This is a genomic window from Mesorhizobium sp. B2-5-11 (genome assembly GCF_006440835.1).
In the GTDB taxonomy this organism is placed as follows: domain Bacteria; phylum Pseudomonadota; class Alphaproteobacteria; order Rhizobiales; family Rhizobiaceae; genus Mesorhizobium.
In genome coordinates this window covers 28,295-42,072 of the sequence record NZ_VFUK01000010.1, presented here as the reverse complement: position 1 = coordinate 42,072, position 13,778 = coordinate 28,295, and the positions used below count along the sequence as shown (strand labels likewise).

The following is a 13,778-nucleotide window of genomic DNA, read 5'->3' as shown; positions in this document are numbered from 1 at the left end:
TTGGCATCGTCCGTCTTGTACTCCCAGAAATGGAACAGTGATTGGCTTCCATAACAACAACATCGGACCGTCCGGCGTCGAGATAGCCTGCCTGGCGCCTCGCAATCGCCGTATCGACGTCGGCGGTGAAATAGCTCTCCTCGCCAAAGAGATCGAGGAGGATCTGGCGGGGATAGATCGCAAACAGCGCGAACTTCGGTGGCATCAACTGTCCCGTGCAGCCATGCCTCCATTCGGCCCGCGGCGCGGCGCGTAGGTTGTTGAACAGCGACAGCCATTCCTTCTACCCGTTCCTTGGTCGCTAGCGTCAACTATGCGCTCTCTCGGCCTCGAGCTCGCGGCGGCAGGTATTGCCGATTGCGCCACGGCGCCGCCTGCCTTGGGCAACTGGGCGAACCCGTTGCGCGACTTCACCCGATGTTCTCGATTAGCGAGGGTGAGAGAGCGGCCACATCGTCGCCGGTTCATGATGGCGCGCAGGTCTTCCCGGCTTGCGCTCATCGGCGATTTGTCTTTGCGGCGTGGTGACGCCGCCGTCCGGCGACGATGTCGAAAGTGTCTGGACTGCCGTTTTTGGGACCAACAGCGACTGGAGGATGCTGCGCCGGCGGATGGACGGCACGACATCGGATATGTCCGGCGCCCGCTTGCCGTCTCGCACGTCGAAAGGTGACAAGGTGAGCTCGCCAACGCCAATATAAGCGAGTTGCATGTGATGGACTCCGCCTCCGTCCGAACCTCTGCCAGACCGCCGAGGGAGCCGGTTGCGCCAAGTAGCGCAGGTTATCCGTCAGGCCACTGAGGGATGCCGAGACTGCTGATGGCTTCGGCATCCAAGATGTGACCTTCACTGTGGGCCCCTGCGGCGTAGACGCAGAGCGGAAGAGCGCCACGTAATACCTGCGCTTGGGCAAGCCCATATCCACTGTTCGGTTTGTCTCCTAATGAGACCACCAACCAGACTAAAGCCTTGAGCAATTCGACCTTTCAAATTCGGGGATGGTCTACTAGCTGTCTGGCGGAGGCCCTATAAGGAACCCGCAGGTGCGGAATAGACCGACACCCGCCCGACAACTCATCCGCCGCGTTTAAGAGGAACCCGGTATGCCCCTATGCCTACCGATGATCCGCCACCTGAAATCCCCGGACCTGTTTGGCGCCATCGATCGCTTGCCGGCGCTTGGCGCGCCGGCTAGCGAGCGCACATTCGAAGTCATCAATCCATCGAGCGGCGAAGTGCTGGCGGTGCTTCCCGACATGGGTGTGGAAGAAACGCGCGCTGCGATCGAGAAGGCTTACCTGGCGCAGCCAGGATGGGCGGGGCTGGCCGCCCGAGAACGCAGTGACGCTTTGTGGCGTTGGCATCAGCTGATCATTGACCACACCGACGATCTTGCCGCGATACTCACTGCAGAGATGGGCAAGCCCGTTGCCGAAGCCAAGTCGGAGGTTTCGCACGCGGCCGCGTATCTGCAATGGTACGCCGAAGAGGCCAATCGCATCTATGGCGAGACGATCCCCGCGCCGTCGACAGACCGTCGCATGCTGGTGATCAAGCAGCCGATCGGTGTGGTCGGCACGATTACGCCTTGGAATTTCCCGGCGTCGATGGTGGCGCGCAAGATCTCGCCAGCCCTGGCGGCGGGCTGCGCGATCGTGCTTAAGCCTGCTGAACAGACGCCGCTTGTGGCAGGTGCAATGTTCGCCCTCGCGCACCAGGCCGGCTTTCCCGAAGGCGTCGTCAACCTAGTTTATGCATCTGAAGGTGATGACGTCGGACGCGAACTTTGCTCTAATCCCAAGGTTCGAAAGATCAGCTTCACAGGCTCGACCGAGGTTGGCCGGCTGCTCATGCGCCAGTGCTCGGACCAGATCAAGAAGGTCAGTCTCGAGCTCGGCGGCAATGCCCCTTTCATCGTCTTCGACGACGCCGACATCGACGCTGCGGTTGACGGCGCGATCCAGGCGAAGTTCCGCAACGCCGGCCAGACTTGCGTTTCAGCGAACCGGCTTTACGTCCAATCGAGCGTTCACGATGAATTCGTCGAAAAGTTCGTGGAGAAAGCCCGGTCCTTGTCGGTCGGCGACGGCTTCGCTCCGGCAGTGGACGTCGGACCGCTCATCGACTTGCATGCTTTGGCCAAGATCGAGTCCCACATCGCAGATGCCGTTGCCAAGGGTGGGACAATTCGATGCGGGGGCGAACGTATTGGCAAGGATGGGACCTTCTTCAAACCGACAGTCCTCACTGAAATTTCCAGCAGCATGGCGGTTGCGCAAGAGGAGACTTTCGGGCCACTGGCTCCGATCATTCAATTCACCGATGCGGATCAGGTAGTGCGTGAGGCCAACGACACGATCTACGGCCTCGCCGCCTATTTCTATGCCTCCAATCTGAAGCGTGTCTGGCGCGTTGCCGAGGCGTTGGAATACGGCATGGTTGGCATCAACACGGGGCGTATGTCTTCGGAAGCGGCGCCCTTTGGTGGCATCAAGCAGTCCGGCATTGGGCGAGAGGGTTCCCGCCACGGGCTCGAAGACTACCTCGAAATGAAATACCTCTGCATGGGCGGCATCTGATCTCTATGGGATGGGCCGCCTCAGGCGCAGAATGAACCAAAGGGATGATCGAACGCTTTGGCGAACCTTCTTCCGGCTGGTTTCGGGTCGTTCACCGCGCCCCTGGCCTGCGCGCCTTAAGTGAGATCTAGACGCCGTGCTACGTGAACCGCCTCTACAGCGACGAGGCAAGGTGCCACAAGCGGACGGCAGGTTGCGCATCCTGATCCAAGCGCGGCACGTCTCGCCAGGCTTGTGGTTCGCTGGGAACTAGAGACGCATTGTCCATCAGCTGCGTTGACGCAGCGAAGTCGGCAGCCGACGGCGCAGGGCGTCGGCACGGCGAGCGGTGCGCCCGACACGTTTACGCCGCAACCTCCTTATTGCCGCACGGCCAACTGGGCGCCCTTCGCGCATCGCTCTCAATCGGTACAGTCGCCGGCATTCTCGCCTGGAGAAGATCAGTGACACAAGCCGTGCTCAGGCCGTGCATGCACGAAAGACATCGAGGGTTGATATCCAATGATCACAGCGCATCTGCTCGACATGGACGGAGTCCTGGTCCGCGGCGGCCAACCGATTGCTGGCTCGGTCGGCTATGTGGCCGGGCTAATCGCCACGGGTGAGCCGTTTCAGATCTTCACCAACAACTCGCGCTTCACACCCGAAGATCATGCCGAGCGTCTAAGAGCGGTTGGCTTCGCCGTGCAGCCAGAGCACATCTACACATCGGCGCTCGCCACTGCGCGGTTCATGGAACTGCAAAAGCCCGGATCATCTGCCTATGTCATCGGCGACCACGGTCTGGTTGAGGCTCTGCGGCAGGCAGGCTGCCGGATAACGGAGTTTTCGCCCGAGTTCGTGGTCCTCGGGGATACAATTTCGTACCACTATGAGCAGATCGCAACTGGCGCCGAGCTTGTGGCGAAGGGAGCGCGTTTTCTCGCCACCAATCCAGATGCGACTGGCCCGACCGAACGAGGCTCCCATCCGGCGTGCGGGGCAGTCGCAGCACTAATAGAGAAGGCCACCGGCCGTCAGCCCTATTTCGTCGGGAAGCCGAACCCGTTCATGATGCGCAATGCGCTCGACCGGCTGGGAGTGCGAGCTGTCGATACCATCATGGTCGGGGACCGCATGGATACCGACGTGCTCGCAGGGCTGGAATCGGGCCTGAAAACAGCCCTTGTGCTTACTGGAGTGACCAAACTGGCTGACATAGAGCGGTTTCCATTCAGACCGGATTACGTGGTCGATTGCCTTGCGGATCTGGGCCAGATCATCTGAACCAACAAGCCGAAGGCACCCCGACACCAAGCCTGAACGTGCTCCCTCTACGTTCCGGGCCGTCAACCCAGCGCAATCTGGTGGAAAGCTGGCCGCAAAAGAAGTGATAAGCATGACAAGTTAGTCGAACTACACCCACGTAGCCATGCCGGCGGTCTGCCGTTGCTGGGAAGAACTGGCTCGGCCGCTGCGTATAGCGTATACCCGACGCGGCAGCTTTTTTCTCCGTTGCGTACTCGACATTGTCACCTGTGGAACATTCGAACGTGCCTCTCGGCATCGACTGACGGGTTGAACCAGAGCGCACCTGTAAGGTCTTTCCCCGCCAAGTGGGACCGGGCGAACTGACGTTCTGGATCCGAACTGTTCGCCGGCTGATGTACGGGGCGGACCGTCACTTTTCAAAAAAGGAAATCCCTGTACCCTCCATGCATGAGGGCGCGGCCACGAGAGACAGCGCGGCGAATGCGGTCGCGCAGATGATCGCGAGGATCCCTCCAGTCGGCATGGACGCGCTGTTGACCAATCAGCGCTTCGGCGAGCTCGCGATGTGACGCCCCAGCAAGTGAGCCGTCGAGCGCACGAAGAACGAAGGTCAAACGAGGACCCCGCTTTTCTGGCGGGAATAAGCGGGCAGGAAGCTGTTGACCCACATTTAGACGATTGAGGGACTCGATCGCCCTAAGACGGTGCTTCGAAAGGGTCTCGGGCCAGATGGCCTCGGTACGGAGGCAAACGGGGTGCAAGATATCCGCGCCAGAGACGGCGAGTTGGAGCGTGTGCTTGGTATCCCGAAGAAGAACATGCTGGCCCTTGTCGGGGGCTAGCAGAACCGTCGAACGGCACGGCAATGCCGAGAGCTCGAACGGCGCTGTGCCCGACCACGCGGACAGCTGTTCTGCAATGACCGGCAGCACATGAGCGCACCATAGCGGAGACCAGAATACGACCGAATTGCGCCCATGAGACTCGGCGAAACAGAACACCCCAGCGTGACAGTTCGCAGGCCACGGTGACCACATTGAGAAAAGGTCGGTACGACAAAGTATTGGCCTGCCGGCTTGCTGTGGTCACATCAGGCTGGAATGCTGGATTCCGGCGTAAGAACTCCCAGGCCCATTCGCGCGGCGTCAGAGCTGAGGTGTAATCGTATGATCTTTCATCGCGCCAATCAGCCCCATCGGCGCCATTCACGAGAACTGCAGGCATCATTTTGCTCCCCTGCCAGCCCCCAGGCAGGTCGAAACATCATGCCGGTTGGCAAAGCACCGGCGCAGGGGCCACCAGACCTCGACGAATGCGTTTCGTCGAAGCTGTTGCGGTCGGCACCGTTCAGGGCCGAACACGCCGGCAAATAGCGGCGACATGACCGAACCAGCGCAGCCAGCACGGCCCGAGCTGGCCAAGTGAGTTGGCTCGCCGCCAGTGGCCGGTTCCTGCGCCGCATTCCTGACGTTCCTTGAAGACCGCGTGCCGCAGCGGTGGGTTTCTAGTTGATTGTGCGCAGGTCGTCGTAGCGCCAGCGATATAAGCTTGGCCATGGAGGTCTCCTGGGGGAAGTTCCCCGCCATTGGAGACCAAGATTCACGCTAGGGCATCCTGTATAGTTGTACAGGTGAAGGCGACTGCTCAGAGGACCGAAAAACAGACCGGCGAGGCCCGCAATCGCTTCTTGGGTGGTGCTCACGCCGGGGTTTTCAGAGCGCTGTGGAATGCAGCGGCTGAGCTTCGCTTGCCCCTGGATGCCGCTGATTTCCGAGGCAGACTTGTCCCCACTGCCCTTGGTCCGGGTGTACTGTCAAGCGAAGTAAGGATTCGGCTCCTTGGGCGAAACGAAGACTGATCTCATCTGCTTGCGGTTTCGTGGTCTCGAGGCCGTCGCAAGGCCGGAGTGACGCTTTTCGCGACGTCGGGAGCTGTGACCGCGGATGGTGATCACCGAAGCGGGCGAGCAAGGCGTTTGCTGTCACGCAATCGCGAAACACAGCTGCGCGCCCACCGAGCGGTCGGAGGTGGGCCTATGCCAAGGGCGTCGTTCTCCATTTCTGCGCAAGTACGCAACCTCATTGTGTGACTTAAGATAAATCTTCGTGAAAATGGATGCGCCTCTCGGCGGGTTTTATCAGCCTTCTGCATTTCTGAAACAATATTTTTGCAGAGATTTACCAGAATTTTATCCAAGTAATGAGTATTCTTGGAATCAAGCTGCACGTTCCATCTAGGAACCATACTGCACCTTCTTTAGGTGCCCCTAACTTTAAGTTTTTAGAAACAAGGCATCTGCTTATGCACATCTTAGAAACGCCACACCTATTCCTGAGGCCGCCGTCGCATAGCGACGAGCTTCTTTTGCATGGCCTTCGTAGCGATCCGTTCGTGGTTAACGCCAGGGGTGGACTCGCTCCGACGATTGAGCAGTCGAAAGCTGCACTATTTGAGTTCATTAATCATTGGCAGAACAATCGTTTCGGCTTATGGATGCTGTTCGTCAAAGATCCAGACCAAGGCAACAAATTCGCTGGCTACTGTGGGTTGGCTCGCAGCGGCCTGTACCTTCCAGAAGATCCGAATAATGTTGAAATAGTAACTTGTCTCAACCTTGCGGCTTCGGGAAAGGGGATAGCAGTCGAGGCCGGCAGGGCGGTTGTCCAATTTGCTTTTGAATATTTAAAACTGGAGAAAGTGACTTCATTCGTTCGACCAACGAACATACGTTCGCTTCGTAAGAACATTAAGATAGGATTTTTCTATGTTCGCGACCGTATACATGACAACAATACAATGAGATATTTAGAGGTTTACCCAGAAACAGCCGTAAAAGCTGATCAATTACTTTTTTTCGATGACGCAAAATAGACTTTATGCCGAACAGTAGCGCTGCGACCGAGTCGGCATTTCGGTGTTCGCTTAACCTCGAAGGACTTGGGAACGTGCTTCATACCGACGTGTCCGCGGGCAAGCCGTTGCGAAGAACGGGTTGAATGGGATTGAGTGCTCCCGTGCAGCCTGGGCCGGCCTCTGGACCTTTTCAGCCAATGCCGGCGCTGAGCGCACCAGACCTCGATAGAGGCATTTCGTCGAACCGTGTGCCATCGGCACTGTCGAGAGTAGAAGGCGCGCGCACCACGCATCCAGGCCGTCGCATCCGCATAGCGGCAGCCACCCCGGCCTGTGCAGGCCAACGCAATTGATTTCAAGTCCGTGATCGGCTCGTGAGACCCGTGCCAGATTTTCCTTGAGGGGCAGTGGGCGCCGCGGTGGATTGCACGCTGGTTATGGGCAAGTTGTCATAGCGCTAGCGCTATAAGGTCAGTGATCGGGAGGTCTCCTGGGGGAATTTTCTCTCATGGACTCTACCGCCCCTCCTGAACCCGCGTATCGCATATCGGACGGCGGCCCGACATCACCCCAACCTGCCTTGGCGACCAGTCCACTGCATTCGCCCGAACAGCTTGCTGGCTTGATCGACAGACTTCAAGAATCCAATCAAGGGGACGGTGCAGGCCGAGATTGCGGTAGAGCTTGGGCAACCCTCAGATCGCCCAAGCGGCGTCCAATTCCTTGCCTGGCTCCGGTTTTTGCCGCCGGCGGGGTCTAAACCCACAGGTGGCAGCCGGTCTTCGTCGCTCACTCGTCCATCGCATCATGGTGGCCGCCATTGACTCGCATACGCGAAGCCTTCCGGAGCGAAGATGTCGGCGGCCAACCAAATTCCTTGTGAGCTGCACGGTGTCAGCTATCGGGCCTGAGTTGATCCGGTGATTACGCGGTGCACTCGTTGTCGCATTCGCGACGATGTCTGACATCTGACACGGCGCTGTCAGAGCGATCGCATTGTTCCGTAAGGGCTTCCGAGTTGGCACGAGAGCTGCGGTCCTATGTGCAGGAGCACTGCGACGCCACCGGTTGGGAAGAACTCATCCATGATCACGCTTTTCGAACATGCGGACACCGCCGCAAACATTGGGCCGTCTCGAGCGGACGAGAGCCCTTCCGCTTTCATTTCTCAGGTCTTTCGGTCATGAGCGAATTCGATTTTCGCCCAACGCTGAATGCGCCCGACGATGACCCCCATCTTTGGCTCGAAGATGTAGAAGGCGAACGGGCACTTGCGTGGACCGCCAGCCAGTCGGCAAAGACCCTGAAGCACTTCGCGGGAACGCAGTTCGAGCGCGACCGGGCGGCGCTTAGAGTGATGTTCGACCGTTTCGACAGGATTCCGCTCGTCACGCGCCGCGGTCAGTACCTCTATAATTTCTGGCAAGATGCCGGAAACCCGCGCGGGTTGTGGCGCCGGACCACCCTTGCCGCTTACATGAATGCGGATCCCCAGTGGGAGCTACTGGTCGATCTGGACGCCCTGGCCGCTAGCGACGGAGAAGACTGGGTCTGGGGCGGCGCGTCGATCGAGCCTGAGACGCGCGAAAGAGCCGTCTTGCGCCTGTCGCGCGGGGGCAGCGACGCGGTCGTGCATCGCGAATTCGACCTTAGCTCTTTGAGCATTGTCGCCGACGGGTTCAATCTCCCAGAGGCCAAGGGCGGGATAAATTGGCTCGACCCTGACACGCTTCTGCTTTTCAGTGCGCTTGGTCATGACATGGCCACCCGTTCCGGCTTCGCGCGGGCCGTGCGGTTGTGGAAGCGTGGCGCCGATCCCCTCACCGCGCCGGTAATCTTCAAGACGGGTTCCGAATCCCTAAGCGTGTCTGGTCATCTGGACCGCACGGTCGAGAACGAGCGCCTTTGGTTCATCGAGAATACTGGCTTCTTCAAGCAGATAGTCCAAATCGGCGACAGGAGCGGGCCGAAGCTTGAGATCAACCTTCCTCGGGATGCCTGGTGGGCCAGCTTCGGTGATTGGCTGGCGGTAAAGCCGCGCAAGCCCTGGACAGTGAGAGGGACCACCCATCCCGCGGACGCGCTGATCGGCATCTCGCTTTCTTCTTTCATCGGTGGCGAACGCCGTTTCAGCACCCTGTTTGAACCGGGCGAGAGGCGCTGTCTGCAGTCATTCTTCTGGAATGACGGGAAGCTCATTGTCGCCTACCTCGAGAACCTCGCTCCGCGTTTCGAGGTGTTCACCCCGGGTCGCCAGGAATGGACGCGCCGAGCCCTGGACACGGTGCCCGCGCAAGGGACCGTCCACCTCTGGTCCCTCGATGCGGCAGATCACGAGACCAATGGAGAGGTCCTCGTTTCGGCTCAGGACCCGATCACACCGTCGCAACTGCTCCTACTCGATCTCAATGATGCGCCGCCTCTTGGCGCTCCAGTGGTCCTGAAGCGCAGCCCGGAGAATTTCGACGCATCCGGACTGGTGGTCACGCGCCACGAGGCAGTCTCGATCGATGATGAATTGATTCCCTATATGCAGGTCGGTCCGGCGAACGGGAACGGAGATGCCCCGGTTCACCTTTCCGCGTATGGCGGGTTCGGCATATCGCTCCTGCCCCACTACAACTCCTCGCTCGGCAAGCTGTGGCTCGAACGCGGCGGCACGTGTGTGGTGGCAAATATCCGCGGGGGCGGCGAGTTCGGCACCCGCTGGCACGATGCCGGACGGAGGGAGGGCAAGCGTCTCGCCCATGACGATTTCGCTGCCGTAGCAGCCGACCTCGTACGAAGGGGCATCACACTACCGAGGCGGATTGCCGCTGAGGGCGGCTCGAATGGCGGCCTGCTGATCGCCAACATGCTTACTCGCTATCCCGAGCATTTCGGCGCGCTGTTCTGCACGGTTCCGCTTATCGACATGCGCCGCTACACCAAGCTCCTGGCCGGCGCGAGCTGGATCGACGAATATGGCGATCCGGACAAGGCTGAGGATTGGGCTTTCCTGAAGGAAATCTCCGCCTATCACGCCGCCACGCCGGGACAGCCCTATCCGCCGATCCTGCTCGCCACCACGAAGCGTGACGACCGCGTTCACCCGGGCCACGCGCGCAAGATGGCCGCAAAGCTGCAGGCCCTCGGCTATCCGGCTTATTTCTACGAGCCCGTCGCAGGCGGGCACGGGCACGGTAAAGACAATCGGGAGCGCGCTGGATTCATTAGTCTTGGCATCAATTTCCTTCGCAGCGCGATCGGCTGGCACGCCGATAGCTTTCACAAAGGATCGGGAGCTCGGGGAGAGCGAACTTCGGATGACTGAGTACAGGTCGAGGGGTGCGGCAAAGGTGCAAAATAATGCGAGCACGGTTTGCGCAAATGCGCCCCCGTACGCTGTCGACCTCAATCAATACTGCAGGACTATCGCAGTCTACCATTTTCTGAAGAGCAAGGAGCAATATCATGGGATCAAATAAATGAAACTGGCGCAGGGAGTAGTAACGGCCGTTGTCCTGATGCTGCTGGCACAGCAGGTTGTCGCGACGAGTCATCCACAAGTACCTGCGCCTCCCCGCCTCCCCCGTCCCGTTGCGCTTACCCGTGCCCGTCTACGACACCAATCTAGGAGTCAAGCTCTTGGCATATCCGCCTGCGCTCCTCGGGGGACCACATTCGGCTAGGTTAATACGGTGCCTATCCGGTTGCTTCTGCGGGACCAGCCCGGGCGGGCACAGCTACGGCAGGAATCCGACCCGGGCGCGTTCATTGGCTTAGGCGACATTTTGCTTGGCGGCGCGATCGGCTGGCACGCCGGTAACGTGTATGGACGACCGGGAGCACGACGAAAGCAAGCACGAACGAAGGAGCACAGGTCGAGGACTGCGACAAAAGCAATAACGCGATCACAGTTGGTCAGAATGCGCGCACAGCTCCATCTATCTTAATCAAATAGACTAGTTGCATGATAATTCGTTAGTTCTGAAGAGCAAGAGATATCAGTCAACAAAGCGAATGAACCTGCGCGGGCAGCAACAGCGGCTGTCGTCCTGATGCTGATCGGACAGCAGGCGGTCGCGTCAGACCTTCCAGAACCGTGCGGCCCCGACGAGGGTCCTTCGGTCGCGGAATGGCCAAGCCCTGGCAGATCCGCCTGCGCGCTTTGGGGGTCATCACTGGGGATTCGGGCTACGTCAATGGGGTGTCTGGCTCCGGTCTTTCCTATTCGAACACGGTGACGCCTGAACTCGATATTCTCGGACAACGTCGCCGCCGAACCCATACTCGGCGCCACCTTTGCCAACATCAATGGCCAAGGCTCGATGGGGCTAGGCAAGGTTGGTAAGGTTTGGCTGCTGCCGCCCACGCTCACATTCCAGTATCATTTTACCGATTTCGGCGCCTTCAAGCCCTATGTCGGCGCCGGCGTGAACTATACGATCCTTTATCAAGGCCGGCAGCGCCGATGATCTCAAGGTCAAGAACACCTTCGGCACCGCGCTGCAGGTCGGGTTCGACTACAAGCTCGACCAGCACTGGGGCGTCAACTTCGACGTGAAGAAGCTTTTCCTGAAGCCGGACTTCGAAGTCACCGTGGCCGGTAACAGCCAGACGGGCAAGGCGGAGCTCGATCCCTGGCTGATCGGCGCAGGTGTCACGTACCGATGATACCGCGGCCTCGTGAGCGCTTTGAGCCAACGGGCCCCCTCAGGCGCCCGTTAGCGTTCCCCCTTCCTCGGGTTAGTTTCAGTTTCCCGTGACGACTTCTGCAGAACGCCCAGCACAAGGACGCCTGTCGAGGTACGCGATCAGCATGCGTCGCGCCCACCTTTGATCAGAACGTCGTAACCTCGACTGTAACGTCGTAGCGCTGGTTCTCTCAGTCACCTTGCCCGCGAGCCCCGCCGAACACTCATCGGCAAAGGGCTGGCGGCGATAGCTGGTCGCCCCGGGGGAGATCGGACCTCCAGTGAGAGCCAGTGAGCGCCGTCAGGCGCTGGCTCCTAGTAATTACATGAACCGCCACTTCAGGCCTGTTTGTCGGGCCGTACCAGATCCATGTGGCTGACGCCGAGCGCCAACGCCAGTTCATAGATCGTGATGATCGTCGGATTTCTTCGGCCCTTCTCCAAACCGCTGATGTACTGCTGGCTGAAGCCGGAAATGTCGGCAAGCTGCTCCTGGGTCAGACGCTTCCTTTGCCTGATCCGCTGCACATTCCGTCCGATCAACTTGCGCATATCCATGCACGCAAGCCACCGGATCAGGCGACTTGAGTTTATCAACTATAATATGTAATTCACATTTTGCCGGGAGAGAAGTCGCCGAGGCGATCATCTGGAGCTAGGATCAGCAATGTTACAGCCTAAATCGGACATGGCGATTACCGACGAAGTGCCCTGGTCAGACGGCATCACAGCCTACGACAAGGAGCACTTTACAACCTACATGAGGCTCCTCGATGCATCCGGCGACGATGCTAGCGAAGAGGAAATGGCACATCTGATCCTCGGCATTGATCCGAGACGAGAACCGGAGCGTGCGAGGAAGGCTGTTCGCAGTCATCTCGACCGTGCAAACTGGGTGATGACAAGCGGGTACAAGGAATTGTTCGACAGCTGAGAAATTGCGCAGTGCTCGCCCAGTGGCCGCCACTGCTTCGGCTACAGCCCCCTCCTCGGCGCCTGATGAGGCATCCAGGAACGGCCAACGGCAGCCTCAATTCGGTTCATGGGCATCGGTTTTGGCCGGTTGGGGGTCTGATGCGACAAAAGGAATCGCGTTCCGTTTGGATGGGCAGTAGCCACAGCAGCACGTCATCGAGTGCCGCTCCTCCCACGAGTAACAACTGTGTAGGTTTTCGGCGAAGCTGGATGTTCAAATACCGGGCGCCCGCCACGGTTGACGCTTGACGTCAGCAGTATGGGGCGAGCTATTCTCATAGCCATGCAACGCGGACTAGCGTCGGAACGAGACGCCGACTGAGCCCTTTGAGTGCAAAGTGTGACGGGAATATACGACTGCATCGCGCCTGACTGCGCCGGGCGGCAAAGGGACTCAGCATCCCTTCGCCGCTGTTAAAATGCTGCGACCGATGACCCGAGCACAGCGGACCAAAGAGCTACTCAGAGGATCGAGCTCCCTTGGGACCCCAAAAGGGCTATGGCTTGATTTTGCGTGCGCACGCCCAGCTTCTTCTTGGCATTCTCCAAATGGAATGCGATGGTGCGCGGCTTAATGCCCAAGATGCGGCCGGTTACCCAGGCCGAATTGCCGCGCGCTGCCGACCGCAGGCACATATATTCGCGCGATGTCAGCAAGATCCCATCCACGGTTCGATCGCCCGGCAGTTTGCGGCGAACGCAGCGATGAAAGCAGGTGGCCATCAGCTGAAGAGCTTGTTCGTACCGCTCGATGACCCGAAGAAATACTGGACGAGGCTCATCGGCGGCGAACGTAACCGCGGCAGTGCGGCCTCGTAGATCGACGATTGGGATCGTCAATCCGCAGCGGATGCTGAATCGGGCCGCCTCATCAAATAGCTGCTGTTGAGCCGGCGACATCTTACCGCCCCACAAATCCGATCCCCATTGAAACGGGCGGCCGCCATTTCGAGCACGCAAGATGACAGGATCGAGCTTCTCATACTGATTTTCCAGATACTGCATGGCCCAGCGAGGTGGGTAATTCGAAATTAGCCTTGGCTTGCCGGAAGGCAGTGATGGCAAAGACAGGTACGCAAAAGAGAGTAGGTCAAATCTTGCCGCCGCCTCAGCCAAGGCTTCCCGGAAATCTGCTTCATCGACACTCTGTGACAGTCTTTCAAGGAATGTCTCGAAAACAAGTGGCATGTCCCTCGTCATAGTCGCGCTCGCTTCTTCCTCTTTCTGCACGCCTCCCGGCCGCCGCGTGCATGGCCGGACAACTGTCATTGACTTCGCAGGCGTCTCGGAGCTGATCAGCAGATATGGCCACACTGGGTTTGAGGTGTGAGAATTCACCGCCGCGATTGTTCTGCTGCAATCGATGATTGAGGACGATATCTTCGGCGTGGCCGCTCCGTTGAATGGTGGGGATGGCGCGCTGCAATGGTGTAAAGTCGCGTC

Annotated in this window: 9 protein-coding genes and 1 pseudogene; 6 read left to right on the top strand and 4 right to left on the bottom strand. The window is 59.1% G+C overall.

The genetic code is table 11. From position 1 onward, the window contains the following. Positions 1–427: 427 nt before the first annotated feature. Complete coding sequence (locus tag FJ490_RS25860; RefSeq protein WP_064994200.1) at positions 428–712, bottom strand: hypothetical protein; 285 nt, start codon at positions 710–712, stop codon at positions 428–430. 392 nt (positions 713–1,104) lie between these two features. Between FJ490_RS25860 and FJ490_RS25855 the strand changes: the two genes are divergently transcribed. Next, positions 1,105–2,580, top strand: a complete 1,476-nt coding sequence (locus FJ490_RS25855; RefSeq protein ID WP_064994201.1) for an NAD-dependent succinate-semialdehyde dehydrogenase — start codon at positions 1,105–1,107, stop codon at positions 2,578–2,580. A gap of 501 nt (positions 2,581–3,081) precedes the next feature. After that, positions 3,082–3,846 carry an HAD-IIA family hydrolase gene (locus FJ490_RS25850; RefSeq protein ID WP_064994202.1) on the top strand — a complete coding sequence of 255 codons (765 nt, stop codon included), beginning with the start codon at positions 3,082–3,084 and terminating at the stop codon, positions 3,844–3,846. 401 nt (positions 3,847–4,247) lie between these two features. Here the strand turns inward: FJ490_RS25850 and FJ490_RS25845 are convergent, their stop codons facing one another. Then, positions 4,248–4,868 carry a DUF2285 domain-containing protein gene (locus FJ490_RS25845; RefSeq protein ID WP_084015906.1) on the bottom strand — a complete coding sequence of 207 codons (621 nt, stop codon included), beginning with the start codon at positions 4,866–4,868 and terminating at the stop codon, positions 4,248–4,250. A 1,162-nt stretch (positions 4,869–6,030) separates the two neighbouring features. Between FJ490_RS25845 and FJ490_RS25840 the strand changes: the two genes are divergently transcribed. The 3 genes and pseudogenes from FJ490_RS25840 to FJ490_RS25830 form a co-directional block, all read left to right on the top strand. After that, positions 6,031–6,702, top strand: coding sequence for a GNAT family N-acetyltransferase (locus tag FJ490_RS25840; protein ID WP_084015908.1), 672 nt, complete (start codon positions 6,031–6,033; stop codon positions 6,700–6,702). A 1,165-nt stretch (positions 6,703–7,867) separates the two neighbouring features. Continuing rightward, a complete protein-coding gene (locus tag FJ490_RS25835; protein ID WP_064994204.1) occupies positions 7,868–9,997 on the top strand; it encodes a prolyl oligopeptidase family serine peptidase in 2,130 nt (709 codons plus the stop codon). Positions 9,998–10,810: 813 nt separating this feature from the next. Beyond that, a pseudogene (locus FJ490_RS25830) lies at positions 10,811–11,340 on the top strand (OmpW family protein); the annotation flags it as partial. A 359-nt stretch (positions 11,341–11,699) separates the two neighbouring features. Here the strand turns inward: FJ490_RS25830 and FJ490_RS25825 are convergent. Next, positions 11,700–11,918 carry a helix-turn-helix transcriptional regulator gene (locus tag FJ490_RS25825; RefSeq protein ID WP_013533400.1) on the bottom strand — a complete coding sequence of 73 codons (219 nt, stop codon included), beginning with the start codon at positions 11,916–11,918 and terminating at the stop codon, positions 11,700–11,702. A gap of 109 nt (positions 11,919–12,027) precedes the next feature. Between FJ490_RS25825 and FJ490_RS25820 the strand changes: the two genes are divergently transcribed. Then, positions 12,028–12,294 (top strand): DUF2285 domain-containing protein, encoded by a 267-nt coding sequence (locus FJ490_RS25820; protein WP_064994205.1) that lies wholly within the window; start codon positions 12,028–12,030, stop codon positions 12,292–12,294. Between the two features lie 503 nt (positions 12,295–12,797). Here the strand turns inward: FJ490_RS25820 and FJ490_RS25815 are convergent. Continuing rightward, positions 12,798–13,535: a LuxR family transcriptional regulator gene (locus FJ490_RS25815; protein ID WP_064994226.1), complete on the bottom strand. Its 738-nt coding sequence runs from the start codon at positions 13,533–13,535 to the stop codon at positions 12,798–12,800. Positions 13,536–13,778 lie beyond the last annotated feature (243 nt).

Excerpts from the sequence above, each read along its gene's own strand:
- FJ490_RS25860 (WP_064994200.1), bottom strand. The coding sequence starts at position 712 with ATGCAACTCGCTTATATTGGCGTTGGCGAGCTCACCTTGTCACCTTTC.
- FJ490_RS25855 (WP_064994201.1), top strand. The coding sequence starts at position 1,105 with ATGCCCCTATGCCTACCGATGATCCGCCACCTGAAATCCCCGGACCTG.
- FJ490_RS25850 (WP_064994202.1), top strand. The coding sequence starts at position 3,082 with ATGATCACAGCGCATCTGCTCGACATGGACGGAGTCCTGGTCCGCGGC.
- FJ490_RS25845 (WP_084015906.1), bottom strand. The coding sequence starts at position 4,868 with ATGTGGTCACCGTGGCCTGCGAACTGTCACGCTGGGGTGTTCTGTTTC.
- FJ490_RS25840 (WP_084015908.1), top strand. The coding sequence starts at position 6,031 with ATGAGTATTCTTGGAATCAAGCTGCACGTTCCATCTAGGAACCATACT.
- FJ490_RS25835 (WP_064994204.1), top strand. The coding sequence starts at position 7,868 with ATGAGCGAATTCGATTTTCGCCCAACGCTGAATGCGCCCGACGATGAC.
- FJ490_RS25825 (WP_013533400.1), bottom strand. The coding sequence starts at position 11,918 with ATGGATATGCGCAAGTTGATCGGACGGAATGTGCAGCGGATCAGGCAA.
- FJ490_RS25820 (WP_064994205.1), top strand. The coding sequence starts at position 12,028 with ATGTTACAGCCTAAATCGGACATGGCGATTACCGACGAAGTGCCCTGG.
- FJ490_RS25815 (WP_064994226.1), bottom strand. The coding sequence starts at position 13,535 with ATGACGAGGGACATGCCACTTGTTTTCGAGACATTCCTTGAAAGACTG.